Source organism: Bradyrhizobium sp. CCBAU 45394 (assembly GCF_028128655.1).
Taxonomy (GTDB): domain Bacteria; phylum Pseudomonadota; class Alphaproteobacteria; order Rhizobiales; family Xanthobacteraceae; genus Bradyrhizobium; species Bradyrhizobium diazoefficiens.
Genome location: NZ_LBIX01000177.1, coordinates 105871 through 129742, shown reverse-complemented (window position 1 = coordinate 129742; position 23872 = coordinate 105871). Strand labels below are relative to the sequence as shown.

21 protein-coding genes are annotated in these 23872 nt (G+C 65.6%); 10 read left to right on the top strand and 11 right to left on the bottom strand.

All coding sequences use genetic code 11. From position 1 onward, the window contains the following. Positions 1-25 precede the first annotated feature (25 nt). Positions 26-157 (bottom strand): DUF1127 domain-containing protein, encoded by a 132-nt coding sequence (locus tag WN73_RS41410; RefSeq protein WP_231166719.1) that lies wholly within the window; start codon positions 155-157, stop codon positions 26-28. Between the two features lie 89 nt (positions 158-246). Continuing rightward, the gene (locus tag WN73_RS41405; protein ID WP_028175016.1) at positions 247-690 is read right to left on the bottom strand and encodes a nuclear transport factor 2 family protein; all 444 of its coding nucleotides are present in this window, start codon (positions 688-690) and stop codon (positions 247-249) included. Between the two features lie 91 nt (positions 691-781). Here WN73_RS41405 and WN73_RS41400 point away from each other — a divergent pair, with 91 nt between their 5' ends. Further along, positions 782-1702, top strand: coding sequence for a LysR family transcriptional regulator (locus WN73_RS41400; protein ID WP_028175017.1), 921 nt, complete (start codon positions 782-784; stop codon positions 1700-1702). 91 nt (positions 1703-1793) lie between these two features. On the opposite strand, the gene WN73_RS41395 is transcribed toward WN73_RS41400, so the two are convergent. Next, complete coding sequence (locus tag WN73_RS41395) at positions 1794-2414, bottom strand: glutathione S-transferase family protein (protein ID WP_011085290.1); 621 nt, start codon at positions 2412-2414, stop codon at positions 1794-1796. A 128-nt stretch (positions 2415-2542) separates the two neighbouring features. Between WN73_RS41395 and WN73_RS41390 the strand changes: the two genes are divergently transcribed. Continuing rightward, entirely contained in the window at positions 2543-3829 is a 1287-nt protein-coding gene (locus tag WN73_RS41390) for a flavin-dependent oxidoreductase (protein ID WP_271558082.1), read from the top strand. 40 nt (positions 3830-3869) lie between these two features. Here WN73_RS41390 and WN73_RS41385 read toward each other — a convergent pair whose 3' ends face one another. The 3 genes from WN73_RS41385 to mutY form a co-directional block, all read right to left on the bottom strand. Beyond that, positions 3870-4307, bottom strand: coding sequence for a cupin domain-containing protein (locus WN73_RS41385; protein ID WP_028175019.1), 438 nt, complete (start codon positions 4305-4307; stop codon positions 3870-3872). A 384-nt stretch (positions 4308-4691) separates the two neighbouring features. After that, positions 4692-5111, bottom strand: a complete 420-nt coding sequence (locus WN73_RS41380; protein WP_028175020.1) for a PaaI family thioesterase — start codon at positions 5109-5111, stop codon at positions 4692-4694. 53 nt (positions 5112-5164) lie between these two features. Further along, positions 5165-6283, bottom strand: coding sequence for an A/G-specific adenine glycosylase (gene mutY, locus WN73_RS41375; protein ID WP_028175021.1), 1119 nt, complete (start codon positions 6281-6283; stop codon positions 5165-5167). Positions 6284-6442: 159 nt separating this feature from the next. Here mutY and WN73_RS41370 point away from each other — a divergent pair, with 159 nt between their 5' ends. From WN73_RS41370 to WN73_RS41335, 8 genes are all read left to right on the top strand, one after another. Beyond that, entirely contained in the window at positions 6443-6934 is a 492-nt protein-coding gene (locus WN73_RS41370; protein ID WP_011085285.1) for a DUF721 domain-containing protein, read from the top strand. Positions 6935-7061: 127 nt separating this feature from the next. Then, positions 7062-7718: a DsbA family protein gene (locus WN73_RS41365; RefSeq protein ID WP_028175022.1), complete on the top strand. Its 657-nt coding sequence runs from the start codon at positions 7062-7064 to the stop codon at positions 7716-7718. A 218-nt stretch (positions 7719-7936) separates the two neighbouring features. Further along, the gene (gene smc, locus WN73_RS41360; protein WP_011085283.1) at positions 7937-11401 is read left to right on the top strand and encodes a chromosome segregation protein SMC; all 3465 of its coding nucleotides are present in this window, start codon (positions 7937-7939) and stop codon (positions 11399-11401) included. Between the two features lie 113 nt (positions 11402-11514). Beyond that, positions 11515-12492, top strand: a complete 978-nt coding sequence (locus tag WN73_RS41355; RefSeq protein WP_028175023.1) for a small ribosomal subunit Rsm22 family protein — start codon at positions 11515-11517, stop codon at positions 12490-12492. A gap of 138 nt (positions 12493-12630) precedes the next feature. Beyond that, on the top strand, positions 12631-13191 hold the full coding sequence (locus tag WN73_RS41350; RefSeq protein ID WP_011085281.1) for a LemA family protein: 561 nt from the start codon (positions 12631-12633) through the stop codon (positions 13189-13191). A 145-nt stretch (positions 13192-13336) separates the two neighbouring features. Then, positions 13337-14551, top strand: a complete 1215-nt coding sequence (locus tag WN73_RS41345; protein WP_011085280.1) for a M48 family metallopeptidase — start codon at positions 13337-13339, stop codon at positions 14549-14551. Positions 14552-14736: 185 nt separating this feature from the next. Next, complete coding sequence (locus WN73_RS41340; RefSeq protein WP_011085279.1) at positions 14737-15489, top strand: hypothetical protein; 753 nt, start codon at positions 14737-14739, stop codon at positions 15487-15489. Between the two features lie 62 nt (positions 15490-15551). Further along, positions 15552-16220 (top strand): hypothetical protein, encoded by a 669-nt coding sequence (locus WN73_RS41335; RefSeq protein WP_028175024.1) that lies wholly within the window; start codon positions 15552-15554, stop codon positions 16218-16220. 243 nt (positions 16221-16463) lie between these two features. Here WN73_RS41335 and WN73_RS41330 read toward each other — a convergent pair whose 3' ends face one another. The 5 genes from WN73_RS41330 to fbcH form a co-directional block, all read right to left on the bottom strand. After that, positions 16464-17003, bottom strand: a complete 540-nt coding sequence (locus tag WN73_RS41330) for an adenine phosphoribosyltransferase (RefSeq protein WP_011085277.1) — start codon at positions 17001-17003, stop codon at positions 16464-16466. A gap of 138 nt (positions 17004-17141) precedes the next feature. Beyond that, positions 17142-19307, bottom strand: a complete 2166-nt coding sequence (locus WN73_RS41325) for an anthranilate synthase component I (protein ID WP_028175025.1) — start codon at positions 19305-19307, stop codon at positions 17142-17144. 249 nt (positions 19308-19556) lie between these two features. Further along, positions 19557-20759 carry a DMP19 family protein gene (locus WN73_RS41320; RefSeq protein ID WP_231166656.1) on the bottom strand — a complete coding sequence of 401 codons (1203 nt, stop codon included), beginning with the start codon at positions 20757-20759 and terminating at the stop codon, positions 19557-19559. A 120-nt stretch (positions 20760-20879) separates the two neighbouring features. Then, the gene (locus tag WN73_RS41315) at positions 20880-21554 is read right to left on the bottom strand and encodes a dienelactone hydrolase family protein (protein ID WP_011085274.1); all 675 of its coding nucleotides are present in this window, start codon (positions 21552-21554) and stop codon (positions 20880-20882) included. 210 nt (positions 21555-21764) lie between these two features. Further along, positions 21765-23828, bottom strand: coding sequence for a cytochrome b/c1 (gene fbcH, locus WN73_RS41310; protein ID WP_011085273.1), 2064 nt, complete (start codon positions 23826-23828; stop codon positions 21765-21767). Between the last annotated feature and the right edge of the window lie 44 nt (positions 23829-23872).

Genomic DNA, 23872 nt, shown 5'->3' with positions numbered 1-23872 from the left:
GGGGGCGAGGCAACGCCTTCCGATCTTAACTTCGCCGGCGGGGCTTATGCAGCTCGTACGCAATCTCCGACCGGGTCATCCCGCAGTCCTGCAGCTCCCGCTCGGTCATGGCAGCGAGCTGGCACCGGGCCCGGGACCGCTCCCGCCGGACCCGCATGATCTCCACCAGCGTCCGCCAGGCCCGCACGACCATTGACGGCCGTAACGGACCGGGTCGGTCGGTCGGCGCGACGTCGTTCAATCCGGTCAGCTCGCGGCCCTCGCGGGTGTTTGCGGAAACGGGCCGAGCGCCTTCTCGGTCAGGACCGAGTCGCAATATTCCCGGATCTCCTTGATCCTGCCGCCCTCCAGGCGAAACACCAGGCAGTAATCGTTGTCGTAGCGCACGCCTTCCGGCGTGACGTTGTCGCCCTTGGCTTCGACCACGACGATGTCGCCATCGGCGATAAAGCGGTGGGCAACGGTGCGCGTCCGGTCGCGCAGGCGGGTGCGCACATAGCCGTGCAGATCGTTGAGGATCGCTTCCTTGCCGGTGAAGGTGCGCGACCAGGAATACTGGCCGGTCACGACCCATCTGGCATCGTCGGCGAGGCTTGCGGCGAACAGGGCGCGGTCGCGCGCGCCCGGATCGGGGTTGGCGGCGGCGGCGAAAATATCCTGCATCAGTTTCTTGTTGGCGGCAGCGCTCATGGCGGCATCTCCGTGTGGTGGCGTCGTGGAGATCATCGTCCGCCGATCAGCATTCTTCAAATCGATAGCCAATATGATATCTATTCGCCTCATGAATTTGAATTCGCTTGACCTGAACCTCTTGACCGCACTCGACGCGCTGCTGCGCGAAGCCAATGTCAGCCGCGCGGCCATGAGGATCGGCCTGTCACAGCCGGCGACGAGCCACGCGTTGCAACGCCTGCGCGACATCTTCGGCGACCCGCTGCTGGTGCGCACCGGCGCGCGCATGGAGCTGACGCCGCGGGCACAGGCCCTGCGCGCGCCGCTGGCACAGGCGCTCGATCAGGTGCGCGGGCTGTTCGTGCCGGATGAATTCGACGCCGCGCGCAGCGAACGGCAATTCCGCCTGATGATGCCGGACCTCGCGGTCGAGCTGTTGATGCCGCCCTTGATGGAGAAAGTGACGCGGGCCGCTCCCAACGTTCGCGTCGATGTCGTGCCGTGGCGGGGGCCTGCGATCTTCCACGCCGAGTTCGCCCGCACCATCGACCTCGTGATCTCGATCGGCAACGCCTTCAAGGGATTTCACCGCCAGCTGCTCTACACCGACAGCGACGCGCTGGCGGTGCGGCGCGGCCATCCCATGGGAACCAAGCTGAAGCGGCGCGAAACGTTCCTCGCCGCGCGCCATGTCGGCGTGATCATCCGGGGCAATAGTGAGGATCTGATCGACACCTGGCTGCGAGCCAAGGGCATCGAGCGGCACATTGCACTCGTCGTGTCAGGCTATCTCGAAGCGCTGCACGTCGCCGCCCGCACCGACCTTGTCGCCTTCGTGCCGCGCCGGCTGATCGCGGCGCTGTCGAGGCAGCTCGGCCTCGTCACCGTGACCCCACCGCTCGACCCCGGCATCGACGAGCAGTTCATGTTCTATCCGACCCGCGCGCAGATGGATTCCGGCTCGATCTGGCTGCGGCGGCTGATGCTGGAGACGGGACGGGAGTTGGAGAAGCGGAGGGCTTCGTCGTAGGGTGGGCAAAGCGAAGCGTGCCCACCAATTCTTTCATGACGTGGAAATGGTGGGCACGGCGCTTCGCGCCGTTGCCCACCCTACAAGAACCTTACGCCTTCTGCGCGTCCATCACCTTGCGCACGGCAGGCCGTTCCGACATCCGCTTGAAATGATCGGCGATCTTCGGCGTGGCGTTGATGTCGACGCTGTCGCCTTCGAGCCAGGTCGACAGGGTGTAAAGATAGGGATCGCAGATCGTGAACTGATCGCCCATCACCCACGGCCCCCTAAACATCTTCTGCTCGATCAGGGCGAAGCAGGCGCCCATGGTCTTCGGCACCATCGCCTTCATGTCGGCGAACGAGCTCTCCTGTGTCGCCCAGCGCGCGCCGCGCATCTTGTGCGCATGGTTGATGTGCACGGTCGAGCAGAGATAGGAATTGAACGACTGCACTTGGGCGAAGTCGAAGGGATCGTCGAGCGGCGCGAGCTTCGCCTTGGGAAAGGTCTGCGCGATATAGGCCAGCATCGCCGGCGTCTCGGTCAGGACGCCGCGGTCGGTCACCAGCGCGGGCACGCGGCCCTTCGGGTTGATGGCGAGATAGTCCGGGCTGTTCTGCTGATTGTCCTTGAAGCTCAGCCGTTCAGCCGTGTAGTCGGCGCCGGCCTCCTCCAGGGTGATGTAGGTGGCGAGCGCGCAGGTGCCGGTGGCGTAGTAGAGCTTGAGCATGTCGGACCTCATGGGAAAATTGGAAATTAACGACTGTCGGCCCCGAGGTCCATAGCACGACATCCTCTTCGCAGTTGCCCACATCCGCCCGCCTGTGCCAAGACGCCCGCAATCGGAGGGGCTTTGTCATGACGGTACTCATCGCCGGCGGCGGCATCGGCGGGCTGACGCTTGCGCTCAGCCTGCACGGAATCGGCGTTCCCGTAAAAGTGTTCGAGAGCGTCGCGGAGCTGAAACCACTCGGCGTCGGCATCAACGTGCTGCCGCATGCCGTGCGCGAGCTGACCGAGCTCGGGCTGATCGACAAGCTCGATGCCAGCGGCGTGCGCACAAGCGAGCTCGCCTACTTCTCCAAGCACGGCAAGCCGATCTGGAGTGAGCCGCGCGGGCTGGAGGCCGGCTACAAATGGCCGCAATTCTCGATCCATCGCGGCACGCTGCAGCAGCTCCTGCTCGACACCGCAATCGAGCGGCTCGGCCGCGACAGCATCCTCACCAGCCATCATCTGACCGGCTGGACCGAGACAGCGGACGGCGTCCGCGCCGATTTTATCGACAAGGCGACCGGCAAGGCCGCAGGCACCTACGAAGGCGCGATCATGATCGCCGCCGACGGCATCCATTCCGCCGCACGAGAAAAGCTCTATCCCGATGAAGGCCCGCCGATCTGGAACGGCCGCATCCTCTGGCGCGGCGTGACGCCGGCAAAGGCATTCCTCACCGGCCGCACCATGATCATGGCCGGGCACGAGATCCTGAAATTCGTCTGCTATCCGATCAGCAAGGTGCCGGATGCGGCGGGCAACCATCTGATCAACTGGGTCGCTGAGCGCCACATGCCGCCGACCTACCAGTGGCGACGCGAGGACTATAACCGCACCGCGCGGCTGGAGGAGTTCTTGCCGTGGTTCGAGAGCTGGCAGTTCGACTGGCTCGACGTGCCCGGCCTGATCCGGAACTGCCCGCACGCCTACGAATATCCGCTGGTGGACCGCGATCCGGTGTCACAGTGGACGTTCGGCCGCGTCACGCTGATGGGGGATGCCGCGCATCCGATGTACCCGATCGGATCGAACGGCGCCTCGCAGGCGATCCTCGATGCCCGCGTCATCACCCGCGAGATCCTGGCGCATGGCCCGACGCAGGCAGCGCTGCTCGCCTACGAGGCCGAGCGGAGGCCGGCGACCACCGACCTCGTCCTGCTCAACCGCAAGAACGGACCCGAGCAGGTGATGCAACTGGTCGAAGAGCGCGCGCCCGACGGCTTTGAGGTCGTCACCGACGTGCTGTCGCAGCACGAGCTGGAAGACATCGCCGCCAACTACAAGCGCGTCGCGGGGTTCCAGGTCGAGGCGCTGAATGCCAAGCCGCCGATCGTGCCGCGGCGCGCCGATGCGAGAGGCGCGAGCACCTAGGTCGTTGCTTCACACTCCGCAATGCCGTTGACGGCGCGAGTTAGGTGGAGCGACGACCGCCCAAGGTTGACGACATGCGCTTAAGCTTATTGATGGCACGGATAGCGTAACCGAGCCCGACGGGATTGGTCTGGCGCAGGAAGGCGACCTTTTTCACATAGTCTTCGATGTGCCATTTGGCGTGCGCGCCCTCGCGGAAGAAGACAACGTCGCCGACACCGTAGCGCTTCGGTGGCATGCCATCGCTCTCGATCACCGTTGATCCTTCAAGGATCATGATCGTCTCGTCGAGATCGTAGTACCAGTTGAACTTGCCCATGGTGCAGGACCAGATCAGGGTCGTGGCGGTGCCGCACGCGCTGGTTGACAGCAGGTGCGAGCGCGCTTCCGGGTTTCCTTCAATGATCCAGGATGGCTCAATCGGGGACGGTTTCAGATCGACGTTGCAATGACCGGTCTCAATAAGCGCAAGCGGCATAACTCACCTCAATGCCTCAAATAGAGCGCGCCTTGACAATCATCCCGTTCAGGTTTGTGAAATTTTTATCGGGGGCACTAACATTCAAAGTTTCCACGAAAAATATGAATTGGTCAATTTGCCGCAAGTCACGTCGATGACGCCTCGACCGTCGCGATTCGCCTGCGGATTGCACGTATCCACCTGTTTTCTCTGCGGGCTGCGACAATATGCGCGAGTCAAATGCTCGCGTTGCTAGAGCCGACAACGAGCCGCACGCTCATTGCGTGCGCAAGGAATTCGCGAGCAAATTCTGCGATTGCACGCGCGGGTAGATCTCTGTCCGCTTCCGCGCTGCGCGAGGCATCCCCTCCTATTCGAGCAGAATGGGCCCGCCGCACCTGGTCAGCGAACCACTCTCGCCGCTTCCAGCAGCCGCTCGCTCGCGGTCGCGGTGGCAAGCACGGTGCCGTCCTCGGTCATCAGCCTGGCCTCGACGAAGGCAATGGTCTTGCCGAGTTGCGTCACCGTCGCCTCGCCGATGATCGGGCCGGGCTTTGCGGGGCTCAGGAAGTTCACGGTCATGCTGATGGTGGTGGTGTAGAGCCGGCCCTCGCTCATCACCAGCACGGCCGGGCCCATGGTGTCGTCGAGCATGGCCGAGAGCATGCCGCCCTGGATGAAGCCCGCCGGATTGCAGAATTCGGGCTTGCCCTCGAAGCCGAGCTTGATCCAGCCCTCCTCCGGACGGGCATCGAGCAGGCGCCATCCCAGCAGCTCGGCACAGGGCGGCCTGGGAAAGTTGTCGAGCGCGGTCTTGACCATTGGGGAGCCTCCGTGTCGCCCCCTGTTAACGCGGCCCTGCTGCCAGCGTGGTGTCAGGAGGATGGGGCCGGCGGGAGGCGCAATCCGTGCGCGATCACCTTGCGCATGACGTTGGGCAGCGCTTCGCCGGCCAGCGTCGCGATCGGCACCCAGCGCATGCCCGCGGGTGCCCGCGTGCGAGCTTCTGCCTTGGCGGTATAGACCACCAGTTCCAGCGGAAAATGCGTGAAGACGTGGGTGACGACGCCCACCCTGCGCTGCCAGCGCGACAGGCCCTTCAGCGCGGGCGCCTGCTGCTTCGCCGTCGCGTCCTCCTGACCGGCGAGCCAGTCCGAGCCCGGCACCTCCGTCATGCCCCCGAGCAGGCCCTTTTCGGGCCGGCTGCGGACCAGCAGTTCGTCGCCGCGCGTCACGACGAAGGCAGCGCCGCGCCGCAGCGTCCCGCTCTTCTTCGGCGCCTTGCGCGGAAAACTCTCCTGCGTGCCTTGCACGCGAGCGATGCAATCATCGTTCAGCGGACACAGCGAGCAGGCCGGCTTCTTCGGCGTGCAAATCGAAGAGCCGAGATCCATCAATGCCTGTGCGCTATCACCGGCGCGGGAGTCGGCAAGGAGCGTCGCCGCCAGTTGCTGGATCAGCGGTTTTGATTGCGGCAGCTCCTCCTCGACCGCGAACAGGCGCGACACCACCCGCTCGATATTGCCGTCGACCGGCATGGTGCGGCGATCGAAGGCGATCGCGGCGATCGCAGCCGCGGTGTAAGGCCCGATGCCCGGCAACGCGCGCAGCCCCTCCTCCGTGTCGGGAAAGACGCCGCCATGCTCGCGCGTCACCGCGACCGCGCAGGCATGGAGATTGCGCGCACGGGAGTAATAGCCGAGCCCCGCCCACATCCGCAGCACGTCGTCCTGCGAAGCCCGCCCCAGCGCGGTGACATCAGGCCAGCGCGCGACGAATTTTTCGAAGTAAGGGCCGACCGCCTTTACCGTGGTCTGCTGGAGCATGATCTCGGACAACCACACGCGGTAAGGGTCCGATGCCTCACCCGACGCCGCCCGCCACGGCAGGCGGCGGCGGTGGCGGTCGTACCAGGCGAGCAGCGCCAAGGGGCGCGATGCGGTCTCCGGCTGACTGGGTTCCGATTTCGCCTTCAGGGCGGATTTGGGGCTCATGCTCCCACTGTAACGACAACGCACCGACCTCTCCACGCCATGCCCGCGCTTGTCGCGGGCATCCACGTCTTTCTTCGCAAGAGAACGTGGATGGCCGGGACGAACCCGCCATGACGGCGAAGAGCCTGTGGCTCTCACGCCGCAGTGCTATAAGGGTCCATGTCCAAATTCCCACCCAAGCCGGGCCCCATCAGCGCCAAGCCGCTCTCGCTGCTGCTCAACGACGTCTTTGCCGAGGCGTACGCCAAACAGGGCTTTGCCGCGCGCGAGTTGGTGACGCGGTGGGCGCAGATTGCCGGGGCGGAGATCGCGGCGCATGCCGAGCCCCTCAAGATGCAATGGCCGCGACCGGTCGAGGGCCAGCCGCAGGAGCCGGCCACGCTGGTGCTGCGGGTCGAGGGGCCGATGGCGCTGGAGATCCAGCATTCCGCGGATGTGATCCTGGAACGGGTCAACCGCTTCTTCGGCTGGAGCGCGGTCGGCAAGCTCGCCTTCCGCCAGGCCCCCCTGTCGCGCGCCAAGCGGCCGGTCCGGCCGGGCCCGCCGGACCCCAAGAGTGTCGCCAAGGTGGAGGAGACCCTCGGGGACATCGAAGATGAACAGCTCAAGTCTGCGCTGGCGCGGCTCGGGGCGGCCATCAAGCGAAATTGAGCCTCATTTCGCGGTCAATCTGGACCCGTTCCCGCGGCCCGCCATTGCCTCAAACGACGTTTCAAGCTAGCGACAGGCCGCCCAAATGGGAACTTCGGGCAAGACCACGCCAATCCGGGAGCCGACCTTGATCATCACCCGCCGCGCCTTCACCACGATGCTGTCGCTGACCGGGCTTGCCGCGGTCGCCGGGTTCTCCCCATTGCGGTTCATCTCCGACGCCATGGCGCAGGCCGCCGGTGACGTGGCCAAGCCCGTGTCGCTGCCCGACATGGCGCTCGGCCCGAAGGACGCCGCCGTCACCATCACCGAATTCGCCTCGATGACCTGCCCGCATTGCGCGGCCTTCAACGAGCAGGTGTTCCCCAAGATCAAGGCGGAATACATCGACACCGGCAAGGTGCGTTACGTCTTCCGCGAGTTCCCGCTCGACATCAAAGCCGCCGCCGGCTCGATGCTGTCGCGCTGCATCGCCAATGGCGATGCGCCGAAATACTTCGCTGTCACCGACATGCTGTTCCGGCAGCAGAACGACTGGGTGATGAAGAACACCACCGAGACCCTGACGCGGATCGGCAAGCAGGCCGGCCTCACCCAGCAGCAGGTCGAAGCCTGCCTGAAGGACCAGGCGCTGCTCGACAAGATCGCCGCCGACCAGAAATACGCCAGCGACGTTTTGAAGGTGGATTCGACGCCGACCTTCTTTATCAACGGCGAGAAGATCAAGGGCGAGGCCTCGTTCGAGGAATTCGCCAAGAAGATCAATCCGCTGCTGAAGAGCTGATTCTTCGCCCTCAACGCCTGATTCGCATCTCGAAAGCCGTATCATTCCCGGGATAAATCCCTTGGGAAAAGCGGCTTTCGCCGGTTGCCCTCGCGGCGCACCGCGGCCATTGTCCAGCCGCATGAGGCGCCTCGCGCGACTCGCCCGGATAGCGACATTGCCTTCCATGGTATTGTCCCGGCAGGGGGATTCGCGCCTGCCAACAGAGATGCGTGCTTATGAAAATCACCCGCCTGCGCCTTCACGGCTTCAAGTCCTTCGTTGAGCCCACGGACTTCGTCATCGAGCCCGGCCTGACCGGCGTGGTCGGACCCAACGGTTGCGGCAAGTCGAATCTCGTCGAAGCGCTGCGCTGGGCGATGGGTGAGACCTCGTACAAATCGCTGCGCGCCGCCGACATGGACGCGGTGATCTTCGCCGGATCCGGCAACCGTCCGGCGCGCAACCACGCCGAAGTGACGATGACGATCGACAACGCCGATCGCACCGCGCCGGCGGCGATGAACGACAGCCAGCTTCTGGAGATCTCCCGCCGCATCGAGCGCGAGGCCGGCTCGGTCTATCGCATCAACGGCCGCGACGTGCGCGCCCGCGACGTGCAGATCCTGTTCGCCGACGCCGCCACCGGCGCGCGCTCGCCCGCCCTCGTCCACCAGGGCAAGATCGGCGAGATCATCCAGGCCAAGCCGGAGCAGCGCCGCCGCGTGCTGGAAGACGCCGCCGGTGTCGCGGGTCTCCATGCCCGCCGCCACGAAGCCGAGCTGCGGCTGAAGGCCGCCGAAACCAACCTCACCCGCGTCGAGGACGTGATCGGCCAGCTCTCCGGCCAGATGGAAGGCCTGAAGAAGCAGGCCCGCCAGGCCGTGCGCTATCGCGAGGTCGCCGCCAAGGTCCGCAAGGCCGAAGCCACCCTGTTCCATCTGCGCTGGATCGGCGCCCATGCCGACGTCAACGAATCCGGCCAGACCCACGATCTTGCCGTGCGCGAGATGGCCGAGCGCACCCAGCACCAGGCCGAAGCCGCCCGCATCCAGGCGATCCGCGCCGCCGAGATGCCGGCGCTGCGCGATGCCGAGGCGCGCGCCGCGGCCGGGCTCCAGCGCCTGACCAATGCCCGCGAACTGCTCGACCGCGAGGAAGAGCGCGCCAAGGAGCGCGTCGCCGAGCTCGAACGCCGCCTCGCCCAGTTCGAAGGCGACATCTCCCGTGCTCAGCAACAAACCATGGACGCCGACGTCGCGCTCCAGCGCCTCGACAGCGAAGACGCCGAGCTGAAGGAAGAGATCAAGTCGCGCGTCGAGAAGCGCTCCGGCGTCGACGAGCGCGTCGGCGAAGCCGAGGCGGTGCTGACCGAAACCGAGCAGCAGTTCGCCGAGCTCACCACGGCGCTCGCCGACCTCACCGCCAAGCGCAACCAGCTCGAAGCCAATGTCCGCACCCACCGCGACAAGCTCGCCCGGCTCGACCAGGAGATCGCGAATGTCACCGCCGAGGAGCAGAAGCTTGCCGATGAAACGGGCGGCTTCGGCGACCTCGACGAGCTGACCGCGACGGTCGAGACCGCCGAGCAGACGCTGGCGGCCTCGGAGGCCGCGGCGCAGGCGAGCGAAGCCGCGCACGTCGCCGCGCGGCAGACGCTGGAATCCTCGCGCTCGCCGCTGAACGAAGCCGACAAGCGCGTGCAGCGGCTCGAGACCGAGGCGCGCACGATCTCCAAGATCGTCAACGGCGAAACCAAGAACCTGTGGCCGCCGATCATCGACGGCATCACCGTCGACAAGGGGTTTGAAAAGGCCATCGGCGCCGCGCTCGGCGACGATCTCGATGCGCCGATCGACCCGTCGGCGCCGATGCGCTGGACCAATGTCGGCGAGACCGACGGCGATCCGGAGCTGCCCGAAGGCGTGGTGCCGCTCGCGAACCATGTGCAGGCCCCGGCCGAGCTGGCCCGCCGCCTGGCGCAGATCGGCGTGGTGCCGCGCGAGCGCGGCGCCGAGCTGGTCTCGCAGCTCAAGACCGGCCAGCGGCTGGTCTCGCCCGAGGGCGACGTCTGGCGCTGGGACGGCTTCGTCGCGGCGGCCCATGCCCCGACCGGCGCCGCACGCCGCCTTGCCGAGCGCGCCCGCCTCGTCGACATCGAGAACGAGCTGGAGCAGGCCCGCATCGACGCGCAGATCAAGCGCCAGGCGCTGGAGAATGCCGAGTCCGAACTGCAGATTGCGGCCAGCACCGAAGGCGCGAGCCGCGAAGCCTGGCGCGCCGCGCAGCGCGAGCTGAACGTCGCGCGCGAGCGCCATGCCACGGCCGAGCGCGAGATCAGCCGCCACGCCGCGCGCAAGGCGACGCTGTCGGAAGCGCACAGCCGTCTCGCCGCCGACCGCGCCGAGGCCGAAGCCGCCTACGAATACGCCGAGGCCGGCATCAGCGAGCTGCCGTCGAGCGAAGACACCGAGACTCGTCTCGCCGCCGTCCGCAGCGACATCGAAGCCCATCGCCGCATGGCCGCCCAGGTCCGCGCCGAGGCGCAGGCGCTGGCGCGCGAGGCCGAGCTGGCCGACCGCCGCGTGCAGGCAATCCTCGCCGAGCGCACCGAGTGGCAGAACCGCAAGGAGAGCGCGGCCTCCCACATCGACACCATCCAGGCCCGCATCGCCGAACTCACGATCGAGCGCAGCGAGCTCGAAAACGCCCCCGCCGTGTTCGCAGAGAAGCGCAGCGCGCTGATCACCGAGATCGAATACGCGGAAAACGACCGCCGCATGGCCGCCGACGCGCTCGCCACCGCGGAAAGCGCGATGGCGGAGACCGACCGCGTCGCGAAGCTGACGCTCGAGGCGCTCTCCAGCTCCCGCGAGGCCACCGCCCGCGCCGAGGAGCGCATGGAAGGCGCGCGGCGCCGGCTCGAGGACATCGAGCGCGAGATCCGCGACATGCTGGAGGTCGAGCCGCAGGCCGTCGCCGGCCTTGCCGAGATCGAGCCCGGCGCGGAGCTGCCGCCGCTGCACGACATCGAGGAAGACCTCGAAAAGATGCGCCGCGACCGCGAGCGCCTCGGCGCAGTCAACCTGCGCGCCGAGGAAGAGCTGCGCGAGGTCGAGACCCAGCACACCGGCCTCGTCACCGAGCGCGACGACCTCGTCGAAGCCATCAAGCGGCTGCGCCAGGGCATCCAGAGCCTCAACAAGGAAGCGCGCGAGCGCCTCCTGACCTCGTTCGAGGTCGTCAACAACCACTTCAAGCGCCTGTTCGTCGAGCTGTTCGGCGGCGGCGAGGCCGCACTGCACCTGATCGAGAGCGACGACCCGCTGGAGGCCGGCCTCGAAATCATCGCCAAGCCCCCGGGCAAGAAGCCGCAGACACTGTCGCTGCTCTCGGGCGGCGAGCAGGCACTGACCGCGATGGCGCTGATCTTCGCCGTGTTCCTCACCAATCCTTCGCCGATCTGCGTGCTGGACGAAGTCGACGCACCGCTCGACGACCACAACGTCGAACGGTACTGCAACCTGCTGCACGAGATGACCGGCTCGACCGACACGCGCTTCATCATCATCACGCACAACCCGATCACGATGGCGCGGATGAACCGCCTGTTCGGCGTCACCATGGCCGAGCGCGGCGTCTCGCAACTCGTGTCGGTGAGCCTCTCAGAGGCGGTGGACATTCTCGACCAGAACGTGGCGTGACGTTTTTGGCCGTCATTCCGGGGCGCTGCGCAGCATCGAACCCGGAATCTCGCGCCACCATCTCTAGATTCCGGGTTCGCGCTACGCGCGCCCCGGAATGACGGCGAATGAAAATGGTCTCGCCCACGCTTCCCGCTGAGCTAAAGGCCGCCCTCGACGGCAAGCTCCAGGGCTTTTCGCGCAGCGACGCCGCGCAGCGATCCCAGAAAATCTCGAACACCTATCGCGCCGGCGGCGGCTCCGGCACGATCAAGTCGGAGGCCGATGCGCTCGCCTACGCGCTCGCGCGCATGCCGGCCACCTACGCGGCGGTGGCGGCGAGCCTGAATGCGCTGACCGAGATCGCGCCGGACTTCGCCCCGGAGACGCTGCTCGACGTCGGCGCAGGTCCAGGCACCGCAAGCTGGGCCGCCGCAGAGGCGTTTCCCTCGCTGCAGGACTTCACCCTGCTCGACGCCAACGCCACCCTGAGCCGGCTTGCCCTCGAACTCGCGCATGACAGCACGCGTCTGGCGGACTGCCGCTATTTGCCCGGCGATGCCGGCGGCAACCTTGCCGAGGTCTCGCCAGCCGATCTCGTCGTCGCGAGCTACATCATCGGCGAGCTCGGTGAGGCCGATCAACGCAAACTCGCGGAAACGATGTGGGCGAAAGCGCGCCATGCGCTGGTCGTGATCGAGCCCGGCACGCCGGCCGGCTACGCGCGCATCCTCGCGCTGCGCCAGCAGGTGATCGCAGCCGGCGCTTACGTCGCCGCGCCCTGCCCGCACGAAAGGCCCTGCCCGCTGATTGCGCCCGACTGGTGCCATTTCTCCCAGCGCCTGCCGCGCTCCCAGGCCCACCGCCAGATCAAGGGCGCCGACGTGCCGTTCGAGGACGAGCGCTTCATCTACGTCGCCCTGACCCGCACGCCGCCCGCGACGCGCGCCGCCCGCGTGCTGGCGCCGCCGGATGTCGGCAAGGCCGAAATCACGGCGAAGCTTTGCACCGAGCAAAGCGTTGAACTCGCCAAGATCCCCCGCCGCGACAAGGCCGCCTATGCAAGTGCCCGGCGCTGGCGCTGGGGCGACACCGTCATTGCCGAAAGTTAACCTCGATCGGCGGTTTTGCCTTGAACTCGGATGGTTCCTGATCCGACCAAGTCTTACCTCCCCTCCGCGCCGGGGCTCTCGCCCTGCGCCATTTTGGTCTAGGCTGCGCCCGCCTTAAATCCCCTTCAGGAGTTCTCCATGTCGACCGGCTGGATCGTTCTCGGCGTCATCGTCGTCCTCGTGTTCTTGGCCTTCAGCGCCTACAACCGCCTGGTGGCGCTGGGCCAGCGCGTCGGCCAGGCCTTTGCCGATATCGACGTGCAGCTCAAGCAGCGCCACGACCTGGTCCCGAACCTGGTCGAGACGGTGAAGGGCTACGCCTCGCATGAGCGCGGCACGCTCGACGACGTCATCAAGGCGCGCAATTCGGCGATGTCGGCGCAAGGCCCGGCGCAGGTGTCCGCCGCCGAGAACCAGCTCTCCGGCGCGCTCGGCCGGCTGATCGCGCTGTCGGAGGCCTATCCCGACCTCAAGGCCAACGCCAACTTCCAGCAGCTCGCCAGCGAGCTCTCCGACCTCGAGAACAAGATCGCGGCGAGCCGCCGCTTCTTCAACAGCGCGGTCCAGGAATACAACACCGGCATCCAGCAGATGCCCGCAGCGTTGTTCGCCGGCATGTTCGGCTTCACCAAGAAGGACTTCTTCGATCTCGGCGCCAGCCGCACCGAGGTCGAGGCCGCGCCGCAGGTGAAGTTCTGATTGTCGCGTGACCGGTTTCTCATCTTTGTCGTTCCGGGGCGCGTCGAAGACGCGAACCCGGAACCTCGCCTGAGACACTAAGCTCTGGATTCCGGGTTCAGGCCTGCGGCCTGCCCCGGAATGACGGGAGCTAACGGAAGCAGCCATGGCCGCGTATGGTCTCTACACGCACATCGCCTCGAACAAGTTACGTTCGATGCTGCTGCTCGCCGGCCTGTTCGCGCTGGTCTATGTGCTGGTCTATGCCGGCGCGCTGGTCGCCGAAGTCGTCATCAACGGCAATGAGACCGTCGCCTTCTACCTGAGCCACGCCTTCCTAGACCTGAAAGTCGCCGCGCCGGTTGCGACGGTCGTGACGGCGGTCTGGGTCGTGATCGCCTATTTCTTCCACCAGTCGATGATCGATGCCGTGACCGGCGGACACGACGTCACCCGGAAGGAGGAGCCGCGGCTCTACAATCTGCTCGAAAACCTCTGCATCTCGCGCGGCATCACCATGCCGAAGCTGAAGATCATGGAAAGCCCGGCGCTGAACGCGTTCGCGACCGGCCTCAACCCGCGGCAATATTCGATCACCGTCACCACCGGCCTCCTCAACGCCCTGAACGACAAGGAGATCGAGGCGGTACTGGGCCACGAGCTGACCCACATCAAGAACGGCGACGTGCAGCTCATGGTGGTCGCCGTCATCATCGCCGGCGTGGTCGGCTTCTTCGGCGAATTGTTCTTCCGCCTGTTCACGAATTTGAGCTGGAACTCCGGCGGCTCTTGGTCCTCGGGTTCGTCGTCGTCGCGGTCGTCCTCGTCGTCGAGCGACAGCAAGAACTCGGGGGGCGGCGCCGTGATCGTCATCATCATCGCGGTCGTGCTGATCGTGGTGGCCTGGCTGATGTCGCAGGTGGTGAAGCTGGCGCTGTCGCGCTCGCGCGAATATCTCGCCGACGCCGGCTCCGTCGAGCTGACGAAAGACCCTGACGCCATGATCTCGGCGCTACGCAAGATCGAGAACCGCGGCGAGCTGCCGGGCGCGACCTCGGCGGTGATGGAGCTCTGCGTCGACAATCCGCGCGAGGGTTTTGCCGATCTGTTTGCGACCCACCCGTCGGTGCAGTCCCGGGTCGACGCGCTGGTCAAGTTCGCTGGCGGCCATGATCCAGGTCCGCTGCCGGACCCGACCGACGAGACGGAACAGCCCGAGGCGCAGGGAGCCCCGCAGGACGCCCCGCCGCCGCTGTCGCAGCGACCATGGGGCGACGCAGCCGGCCCGGCCAATCCGCCGCCCGTACCAGCGCCCAGCCCCTCCGGAACCACGGCCGGCAACCCGATCGGGAATCCCATGGGGCCCTGGGGCCGCCATTAAGCGCGCGCCCATGGCCAGTTTCACGGCAATCTGGAAAAACCTCGGGAATTGCCGCAACCGGGGCCTGCGGAATTGAATTCTCCCTTGTTTCTGCCATGTTCGCGCCCAACAGCAGACTCGGGACATCGATTTGGGGCCCGGCCGATTGCGACCTCGCGATCGGGGGCGCGCGTTAGGGGACAGCAATGGCAAAGCCGGCAGTGGTTGTGGTGGGCGCGGACAAGGGCGGGGTCGGCAAGACCACGGTATCGCGCACCCTGCTCGATTATTTTTCCGCCAACAACGTGCCGACCCGCGCCTTCGACACGGAATCCCCGCGCGGAACGCTGAAGCGCTTCCATCCTGGCATCACCGAGATCGTCGACATGACGACGACGGCCGATCAGATGAAGATCTTCGATACGCTCAACGCGACCAGCCCGTCGGTCACAGTGATCGACGTCCGCGCCGGCCTGCTCTCCCCGGCGCTCGCCTCGCTGCGCGACATCGGTTTCCTCGACGCCGCCAAGGCCGGGCAGATCACCTTCGCGGTGTTCCACATCCTCGGCCCCTCGATCGCCTCGCTGGACGAAATCGCCGAGACCGCGAATTTCATGACCGGCGCAAAATATTTCCTGGTCAAGAACTTCATCAACGACACCCAGTTCTTCCAGTGGGACCAGGCGACCTATAATTCCTACTTCCACCGCATCAAGGACGCCACCGAGCTGACCATCCCCAAGCTCAACGAAATGGCCTATGAGCAGGTCGAGGTCTCCTCCGTCCCGTTCCTGAAATTCGTCGCCAACAAGGGCATCAACGACGAGGCCGCCAACTACTCCTTCGTGCTGCGCGGCTATGTCCGGCACTGGCTGGCCAATGTCTGGAGCGAGTTCGACCGCATCCGCCTGACCGACATCGTCGGTTCAAAGCCCGGCGCCCGCAGCAGCGAAAAATAGTTGCGGAGTCCGGGCTGATACGGCTGGATTGGGCGGCGAGTTCGCTCAGATAATAGTTCGTGATGCCCGCGACACCCGTCTACATCATCTGCTCGCCCCGCCCGCAGGTCGGCAAGACGCTGCTGGCGCGGCTGTTGAGCGAGTTCCTGCTGCTCAAGAACGGCAACGTCGCGGCCTTCGACGTCAACCTGAAGGAGCCGTCGCTGCTCGACTATCTGCCGAAGATCACGGAGACCGCCGACGTGATCGACACCTACGGCAAGATGCAGCTGATGGACCGCGTCATCGTCGATGACGGGATTGCCAAGGTGATCGACCTCGGCTTCCACGCCTTCGACGAGTTCTTCAAGATGGCCGACGAGATCGGCCTCTTGAAGGAGGCGGCCCGCCGCCACGTCGCACCACAGATCCTGTTCGTGGCCGACACCGACCGCGTCTCGGCCCGCGCCCATGAGATGCTGCGCGAGCAGATCCCGCGGATGAACCTGATCACGGTGGACAACGAATACGTCGTCCGCGGCGAGCTGCCCGCCGCGATGGCAGGCGGCCGGCTGTTCCGCCTCCCCGCCCTGCCCGGCTTCCTCAAGACCTATATCGACCGGCTCAACTTCTCCTTCACCGGCTACCTGCGCCAGGAGAAGGACGCCTCGACCGAGCTGCACCAGTGGACCCGGCGCAACTACCTCGCCTTTCGCGAGCTCGAGCTCAGCCTGATCCTGCAGCGGTCGTAGAGCACTCGGCCGGCGAACTCGGTGTTCACCTCTCCCCAGCGGGGAGAGGTCGGATTGCTATGGCGCGCAATTGCGCGCCTGAGCAAGCCGGGTGAGGGGCCGCGGCGATCAGTGAGACCCAGACCCCTCACCCGGATCGCATCTTCGATGCGATCCGACCTCTCCCGTAGGCGAGAGGTGAAGCCCGTCCTCGGCCTGCACCGACCAGAATTTACCCGGGCGATATCCTGCGCCCGCCGTCGCTCAATGCCCCTCGAACGTCATCAGCGTGCGCACCGGCACGTCCATGGCGCGCAGCTTGGCGGCGCCGCCGAGCTCGGGCAGGTCGATGATGAAGCAGGCGGCGACGACATTGGCGCCGATCTGGCGCAGCAGCTTCACCGCGCCTTCCGCGGTGCCGCCGGTGGCGATGAGGTCGTCGACCAGGATGACGCGCTCGCCGGGCTGGATGGCGTCGACATGCATCTCCATCTCGTCGATGCCGTATTCGAGCGAATAGGCGATGCGCACGGTGGTGTGCGGCAGCTTGCCTTTCTTGCGGATCGGCACGAAGCCGGCGGAGAGCTGGTGCGCCACCGCGCCGCCGATGATGAAGCCCCGCGCCTCCATGCCGGCGACCTTGTCGATCTTGTTGCCGGCCCAGGGGTTCACGAGCTCGTCCACGGCGCGGCGGAATGCGCGCGCATCCGCGAGCAGGGTCGTGATGTCGCGGAACATAATCCCCGGCTTGGGATAGTCGGGGATGGTGCGAACGCTCGCCTTCAGATCGTGGTCAAAGGTCATTTGTATCCCATGTTAGCTGTCATTCCGGGGCGGCTCGAAGAGCCGAACCTCAGGTGCGCAATTGCGCACCGGGGAATCTCGAGATTCCGGGTCTGGTGCTTACGCGCCATCCCGGAATGACGAGCATGAAACATGCACTCAATTCGCCCCAGCATCCAGCCGGAACGCATTCTCGACAATACGTAGTCCCACCTCGCCGCCGAGCGACATCAGCGACTCCGGGTGGAATTGCACGCCCGCGACCGGCAGGGTCTTGTGCTCCAGCGCCATGGCGACGCCGTCCTCGGTGCTGGCGGTGACGGACAAAACCTCCGGCATGCTGTCGCGCTCGACATAGAGCGAGTGATAGCGGCCGATCACGATCTCGTTCGGCAGATTGCGCATCAGGCGGCCGCCCCGCACCTGCACCCGCGAGGGCCGACCGTGGGCGGGATGCGTGAGCTGGCCGAGCTCGCCGCCAAAATATTCGCCGATCGCCTGCACGCCGAGGCAGACGCCGAACACCGGCAGCTTGTTCTCCAGCGCCGCATCGATCGTCTTCTTGATCCCGAAATCTTCGGGCCTGCCCGGGCCGGGCGACAGCACCAGCAAATCCCACCTCTTCTGCTTGAGCATGTCGAGCGCATGCACATAGCGGACCACGGTGACGCTGGCGCCGACCTGGCGGAAATAGTCGGCGAGCATGTGCACGAAGCTGTCGTCGTGGTCGATCAGCAGCACCCGCTTGCCGCTTCCGGTCGCATCGGGCGCGAAGGTCGAGAGCGGCTTTGGCGGATCGCCGCGCAGCGCCTGGAACAGCGCCGCAGCCTTGACCTGGCATTCGCGGTCCTCGGCAGCGGGATCGGAATCGAACAGGCAGGTGGCGCCGACGCGCACCTCGGCGAGACCATCCTTCATGCGGATGGTGCGGATGGTGAGGCCGGTATTGATGCTGCCGTCAAAATTCACCGCGCCGATCGCACCCGCATACCAGCGCCGCGGCGACCGCTCGTGATCCTCGACGAACTGCATCGCCCAGAGCTTCGGCGCACCTGTCACGGTGACGGCCCAGGCGTGGGTGAGGAAGGCATCGAGCGCGTCGAAGCCGGGACGCAGCATGCCCTCGACGTGGTCGACGGTGTGGAACAGTTTTGAGTAGGTCTCGATCTGCCGGCGCGCCAGCACCTTGATGGTGCCGGGGACGCAGACGCGCGCCTTGTCGTTGCGATCGACGTCGGTGCACATGTTGAGCTCGAACTCGTCCTTCTCCGAATTCAGGAGCTGGCGGATCTGCTCGGCATCGCCGATCGCATCGGTGCCGCGCGCGATGGTGCCCGAGATCGGGCAGGTCTCGACGCGGCGGCCGTCCGAACGCACGAACATCTCGGGCGAGGCGGAGACGAGAAACTCGCCGTCGCCGAGATTCATCAGCGCGCCGTAGGGCGACGGGTTGATGACGCAGAGGCGCTGGAAGACTTCCGCCGGCGAACGATCGCAGGGCTCGGCGAACAGCTGGCCCGGCACGGCCTCGAACAGATCGCCGCGGGCAAAGGCCGCGCGCGCGGTCTCGACGGTGGCCTGGTATTCGCCGGGCGCATGATCGGCAAAGCCCTGGCGCGGTGTCTTCATGTACGGGCTGTCGGCGGTCTCGCGCGGCAGGCCCTCGGTGGATCTGCCCTTCCACGTGAAGTCGTAGCTGAGCACGACGCCGCGGCCGGTGGCGCGGTCATAGGCCAGCAGGCGATCGGGAACGTAGAGCACGATGTCGCGCTGGTCGCTCTCGCGCGCGCGCTTCTGCACGAGATCCTCGATCTGGAACACGAGATCGTAGGCGAAGGCGCCGAACAGGCCGAGCAGCCCGTCGTCATTGGCGGAGAAGGCGGCGACGAGGTCGCGCACCAGCGACACCACGCTGGCGCGCCGGGTGCGTTGGTCTTCCTCGACCGGGGCATCGCCGCGGATGATGTGGCCGGCGAGGCGCGAAGCGGTCTTCTCCGAGATCACCACGCAGGGCTCGCGCAGGACGTCGGCAAGGAAGGCGATCAGGACCTGGCCGCGCTCGTTCAGCGCTTCCAGCTTGAAATCGACGCCCGTGGTCTCGAGCTTGAGCGGCGGATCGGAGAAGCCGAGGTCAAAACTCTCGTAGCGGCCCGGCACGGTCGTGCCCGACGACAGCACCACGCCGCGGCGTCGGTCGAGCAGGTTGACGAGATCGTCGAGCCGGCTCGCGCCGCCGGTAAACTGCTCCGCCACGCGCGTGATCGCGAGACCCGCGCGGGTCACGTAATCGCTTCTGGCCGGGAGGGCAAAGACTGTCCTGTTCATGTCGTCCTCTTACGAAACTTGCCGAGGGAACGCCACACAGGACAAACGATCAGGCCGCCGCACTGCGTGGGCGACCTTCGACGATTTTGGGAAAAGAAATCGCACCGGCCACCTCTTAGGAGGTGCGCCACCAAAGACGGGCTGGGCGGACGGCGGTGCTCATGGGCGGATACTCACCATGGCGCGGGGACGGCGTCAAGGGCGGCCGGGCGGCCTCGATCACCAAAATGGCGCGGATCGCGTTGCGGCTTATGCCTGGATCTCCAGGCTGTCGCGCCCCACAGCCGCCTCCGCGGCATGTCGTTCGATTTCCGCCCGCGTGACCGTGAGCGCGGGCTTGCCGCCAGGTCCGATCACGTTGGCACGGTCGCCCAAGGTTTCAATCAAAACGCAGGTCTTTCCTGTGACCGCATACCATGCCGCCCGGTCGTCGCTCACGTCCAACGCCGTGATCATCGCGGTCGGATCCAGACCCGACTTCCGCAACAGCAGGTCGATGGCTTCGGCTGCAAGGTTTTGCTCGGCGATCCTCGAGAAATTCCGGATCGCGTCAGCCCCCACAACAGATAGCCGCCCGCCCACCAGTGATGGCGGAAAGCTCTTCAAAATTTCATGCATTTCCGCAGGCTTCGGGCTCTGGCTGCCCGGGCCGTACTCATAAAGTTGTCCACCCGCATCCTCATAAACGCAGAGTCGCGCGCCCTTATCTGTCTTAACGCCGAAGGCCATGCATTGCTGCCCTTCCACCTCCATACTGCTTCCTGCAAGAACCATGAGCTTGAGCTCTGGCTCGGGCGCCACCGCCCCGCATGCGGCGGCGACCGTGATTTGCAAGCGGTCAGTCATCTGGAAGCGGATCTGGCGAACGCCTCGCCAGATCCGTCGCTGCGACAGATGCGGATTAAGTTGCGCAAGCCGCTGGATTTCGGATGCGTATTGCTGCTTGGCTACGGCGCGCAATTCGGGCCAGCTCGCGATCCACCGGGCTGCCAGCTGCGTCATTGGTTGCTGTCGTTCGGCCTCATAGAAGCGACGGTCAAGCGCATCGAGCGGCGCGGCGCGCTCCCCGAAGCCGTTTTGCAGTGCAGCCTCGCCGGGATTGGCTTTCACCCAGTCCATCATTTCCTGCAGGATCTGGTGTTGCGCGGCCGCTCCCATAGCCTTCAGTCCAGCGAGCGCATCGCCAGATGTCGTCGGCAGCATCGCAACGCCCGTGTTACCGATGAACTGACTGTGACCGCCGTTGTTGACCTGAGCGAGATAGTAGTCGGCGTGATAGGCCTGCATGGCCACAGCCGGCAGTTCACGTCCCTTGTAGACGCCGACGCGTTGAATTTCATTGACGTAGTAGACCACCGCCTCGGTCAGGTAGTCAGCCTTCTCAGGTGCTTGAGCCGCCTCCAGCGCATCGAGAGACACGACAACTGTTGTTAACCGGCTTCCTTCGATCATTACGCCTCCCACGTTCACCATGGCGAAACGCCATGCAACTACGGCTTATAGTTGCAAAAGGCAATTGCAGTCGTGGTCCAGCAAGAGACGTTAGTTGGCTCGCGCCGCAGGCCGCCCCCGTTACCCCAGATGCTTCCGGAAGAACTCCGTCGCCCTGCCCCAGGCGAGCTCGGCGGCTTCGCGGTCGTGCACGGCCTGGCGCTGCTCGTTGACGAAGGCGTGCTCGGCGTCATAGCGGAACAGCTCCAGCGACTTGCCGGCGGCCTTCATGGCCTTTTCGAAGCCGTTGACCAGCTCCGGCGTGCACCAATCGTCCTTGTTGGCGAAATGGGCCTGGAGCGGAATCTTGACGTCGGCGGGCTTGGCCGCCTGCTCCGGCGGAATGCCGTAGAACACGACGCCGGCCGCGAGCTCCGGGATCTTGGTCGCGCCGATGATGGTGACGGCGCCGCCGAGGCAGAAGCCTGTCAGCCCGACCTTGGCGCCGTTGCGCGACAGATATTGCGTGGCGCCGCGCACGGTCTGCGTGGTGGCGTCCATGAAGTCGAGCGAGTTCATTTCCTTGTTGGCGCTCTCCATGTCGTGATACGGCACCACCTTGCCCTTGTAGAGGTCGGGCGCGAGCGCGTCGAAGCCGGCCAGCGCAAAGCGGTCGCACAGGCCCTTGATCTGGTCCGACAGCCCCCACCATTCCTGGATCACGACCACGCCCGGCGCGTTGCCGCGCGCGGCATTGGCGAGATAGCCCGATGCGTCCTTGCCGTCCGGGCGCTTGAAGGTGATGGCGGTTCCCATGGTGTCCTCCGGTGAGTTTCTGAGGGAGCGGTTGGCGGCATTTTGGCCGCTGGGGGCGCGCGGCGCAATCCACAGTCCCGTCATTCCGGGGCGCACGAAGTGCGAACCCGGAATCTCGAGATTCCGGGCTCGGTGCTTACGCATCGCCCCGGAATGACGGCAACAAAAAAGCCCCCTAGCGGGGGCCTTTTCATTCTCGTCTCACGCCGCTCAGTGCGAGTCGGCCCAGACCTTCTTCTTGGTGAAGTACATCAGGCCGGCGAAGATGATCAGGAACACGAACACCTGGAAGCCCAGGCGCTTGCGCGCTTCCATGTGCGGCTCGGCGGTCCACATCAGGAACGTGGTGACGTCCTTGGAATATTGCGCGACCGTGGCCGGCGAGCCGTCGTCATAGGTCACCTGGCCGTCGCTGAGCGGCTTCGGCATCTTGATGGCATGGCCCGGGAAGTACTTGTTGTAGTAGGAGCCCTCCGGAATGGTCACACCCTCCGGCACCTTCTCCTCAAAACCCTGGAGCACCGCCGAGACGTAGTCCGGGCCCTGCTCCTGGTACTGGGTGAAGAAGTCGAAGATGAACCAGGGGAAGCCGCGGCCGTAGGAGCGCGCCTTGGTGATCAGCGACAGGTCGGGCGGCGCCGCACCGCCGTTCGCCGCACGGGCTGCCTGCTCGTTCGGAAATGGCGAGGGGAAGTAGTCGGCCGGCCGGCCCGGGCGCTCGAACATGTCGCCGGCATCGTTCGGACCGTCCTTGATCTTGTAATCCGACGCGAACGCCGCCACCTGCGCCACCGAATAGCTGGGGCCGCCGGCTTCCGCGAGGTTGCGGAAGGCGATGTAGGACAGGCCGTGGCAGCTGGCGCAGACTTCCTTGTAGACCTTCAGGCCGCGCTGGAGCGCGCCGCGGTCGAACTTGCCGAAGGGACCGGCGAACGACCATTTGTTGCCCGGCGGCTTGTCGCTGCCTTCGTTGGCGCGCGCGTCCTGCAAGCTGCCGAGGAACAGCGCGCCGGCGGCGACGAGCGCGATGGCGACGGAGGCCACCGCCTTGCCGCCCTTGGCCAGGATCGCCTCCGAGATCGAGTTCGGCACCGGCCGCGGCGTCTCGATGCGCGAGAGCAGCGGCAGCACGATCAGGAAATAGGCGAAGTAGCAGACCGTCAGGACCCGGCCGGCGATCACGTAGATGCCTTCCGGCGGCTGCGCACCGAGATAGCCGAGCAGGATGCAGACCGCGACGAAGATCCAGAAGAACTGCTTGGCCAGCGGACGGTACTTCGACGACCTGGTCTTGGCGGCATCGAGCCAGGGCAGGAAGCACAGGATGATGATCGCCGAGAACATCCCGATCACGCCCGCGAGCTTGTTCGGGATCGAGCGCAGGATCGCGTAGAACGGCAGGTAATACCATTCCGGCACGATGTGCGGCGGCGTCACGCCCGGGTTCGCCGGAATGTAGTTGTCGGCGTCGCCGAGATAGTTCGGCATGTAGAAGATGAACCAGGCGTAGAGCAGCAGGAAGCAGGCGACACCGAACATGTCCTTGATGGTGGCATGCGGCGTGAACGGCACCGTGTCCTTTTCCGATTTCGGCTCGACGCCCTCAGGATTGTTCTGGCCGGCGACATGCAGCGCCCAGACGTGGAGCACGACGACGCCCGCGATCAGGAACGGCAGCAGATAATGCAGCGAGAAGAAGCGGTTCAGCGTCGGATTGCCGACCGAATAGCCGCCCCACAGCAGCGTCACGATGCTCTCGCCGAAATAGGGAATGGCGGAGAACAGGTTGGTGATGACGGTGGCCCCCCAGAAGCTCATCTGGCCCCAGGGGAGCACGTAGCCCATGAAGCCGGTCGCCATCATCAGGAGGTAGATGATGACGCCGAGGATCCACAGCACCTCACGCGGCTCCTTGTAGGAACCGTAATAGAGGCCGCGTAGCATGTGGACGTAGACCGCGAAGAAGAACATCGACGCGCCACAGGCATGCATGTTGCGCAGCAGCCAGCCGTAGTTGACGTCGCGGACGATCAGCTCGACCGACTTGAAGGCGAGATCGGCATGCGGCGTGTAGTGCATCGCCAGGATCACGCCGGTCAGGATCTGCATCCCCAGCATGAAGGAGAGGATGGCGCCGAACGTCCACCAGTAGTTCAGATTGCGCGGAGTGGGGTAGGCGACGAAGGAGGAGTGCATGAGGCCGAGGATCGGCAGGCGCCGCTCGATCCATTGCAGGGCCGGATTGCTCGGCTGGTAGTCGGATGGTCCGCTCATGATGCGATCCTGAGGAAATAATACGACGAGACGGCGCGAAGCTT

Excerpts from the sequence above, each read along its gene's own strand:
- WN73_RS41330 (WP_011085277.1), bottom strand. The coding sequence starts at position 17,003 with ATGACCTTTGACCACGATCTGAAGGCGAGCGTTCGCACCATCCCCGAC.
- fbcH (WP_011085273.1), bottom strand. The coding sequence starts at position 23,828 with ATGAGCGGACCATCCGACTACCAGCCGAGCAATCCGGCCCTGCAATGG.
- WN73_RS41355 (WP_028175023.1), top strand. The coding sequence starts at position 11,515 with ATGGTCTCGCCCACGCTTCCCGCTGAGCTAAAGGCCGCCCTCGACGGC.
- WN73_RS41315 (WP_011085274.1), bottom strand. The coding sequence starts at position 21,554 with ATGGGAACCGCCATCACCTTCAAGCGCCCGGACGGCAAGGACGCATCG.
- mutY (WP_028175021.1), bottom strand. The coding sequence starts at position 6,283 with ATGAGCCCCAAATCCGCCCTGAAGGCGAAATCGGAACCCAGTCAGCCG.
- WN73_RS41400 (WP_028175017.1), top strand. The coding sequence starts at position 782 with ATGAATTTGAATTCGCTTGACCTGAACCTCTTGACCGCACTCGACGCG.
- WN73_RS41320 (WP_231166656.1), bottom strand. The coding sequence starts at position 20,759 with ATGATCGAAGGAAGCCGGTTAACAACAGTTGTCGTGTCTCTCGATGCG.
- WN73_RS41390 (WP_271558082.1), top strand. The coding sequence starts at position 2,543 with ATGACGGTACTCATCGCCGGCGGCGGCATCGGCGGGCTGACGCTTGCG.
- smc (WP_011085283.1), top strand. The coding sequence starts at position 7,937 with ATGAAAATCACCCGCCTGCGCCTTCACGGCTTCAAGTCCTTCGTTGAG.
- WN73_RS41385 (WP_028175019.1), bottom strand. The coding sequence starts at position 4,307 with ATGCCGCTTGCGCTTATTGAGACCGGTCATTGCAACGTCGATCTGAAA.
- WN73_RS41340 (WP_011085279.1), top strand. The coding sequence starts at position 14,737 with ATGGCAAAGCCGGCAGTGGTTGTGGTGGGCGCGGACAAGGGCGGGGTC.
- WN73_RS41370 (WP_011085285.1), top strand. The coding sequence starts at position 6,443 with ATGTCCAAATTCCCACCCAAGCCGGGCCCCATCAGCGCCAAGCCGCTC.
- WN73_RS41395 (WP_011085290.1), bottom strand. The coding sequence starts at position 2,414 with ATGCTCAAGCTCTACTACGCCACCGGCACCTGCGCGCTCGCCACCTAC.
- WN73_RS41405 (WP_028175016.1), bottom strand. The coding sequence starts at position 690 with ATGAGCGCTGCCGCCAACAAGAAACTGATGCAGGATATTTTCGCCGCC.
- WN73_RS41380 (WP_028175020.1), bottom strand. The coding sequence starts at position 5,111 with ATGGTCAAGACCGCGCTCGACAACTTTCCCAGGCCGCCCTGTGCCGAG.
- WN73_RS41335 (WP_028175024.1), top strand. The coding sequence starts at position 15,552 with ATGCCCGCGACACCCGTCTACATCATCTGCTCGCCCCGCCCGCAGGTC.
- WN73_RS41410 (WP_231166719.1), bottom strand. The coding sequence starts at position 157 with ATGCGGGTCCGGCGGGAGCGGTCCCGGGCCCGGTGCCAGCTCGCTGCC.
- WN73_RS41325 (WP_028175025.1), bottom strand. The coding sequence starts at position 19,307 with ATGAACAGGACAGTCTTTGCCCTCCCGGCCAGAAGCGATTACGTGACC.
- WN73_RS41345 (WP_011085280.1), top strand. The coding sequence starts at position 13,337 with ATGGCCGCGTATGGTCTCTACACGCACATCGCCTCGAACAAGTTACGT.
- WN73_RS41350 (WP_011085281.1), top strand. The coding sequence starts at position 12,631 with ATGTCGACCGGCTGGATCGTTCTCGGCGTCATCGTCGTCCTCGTGTTC.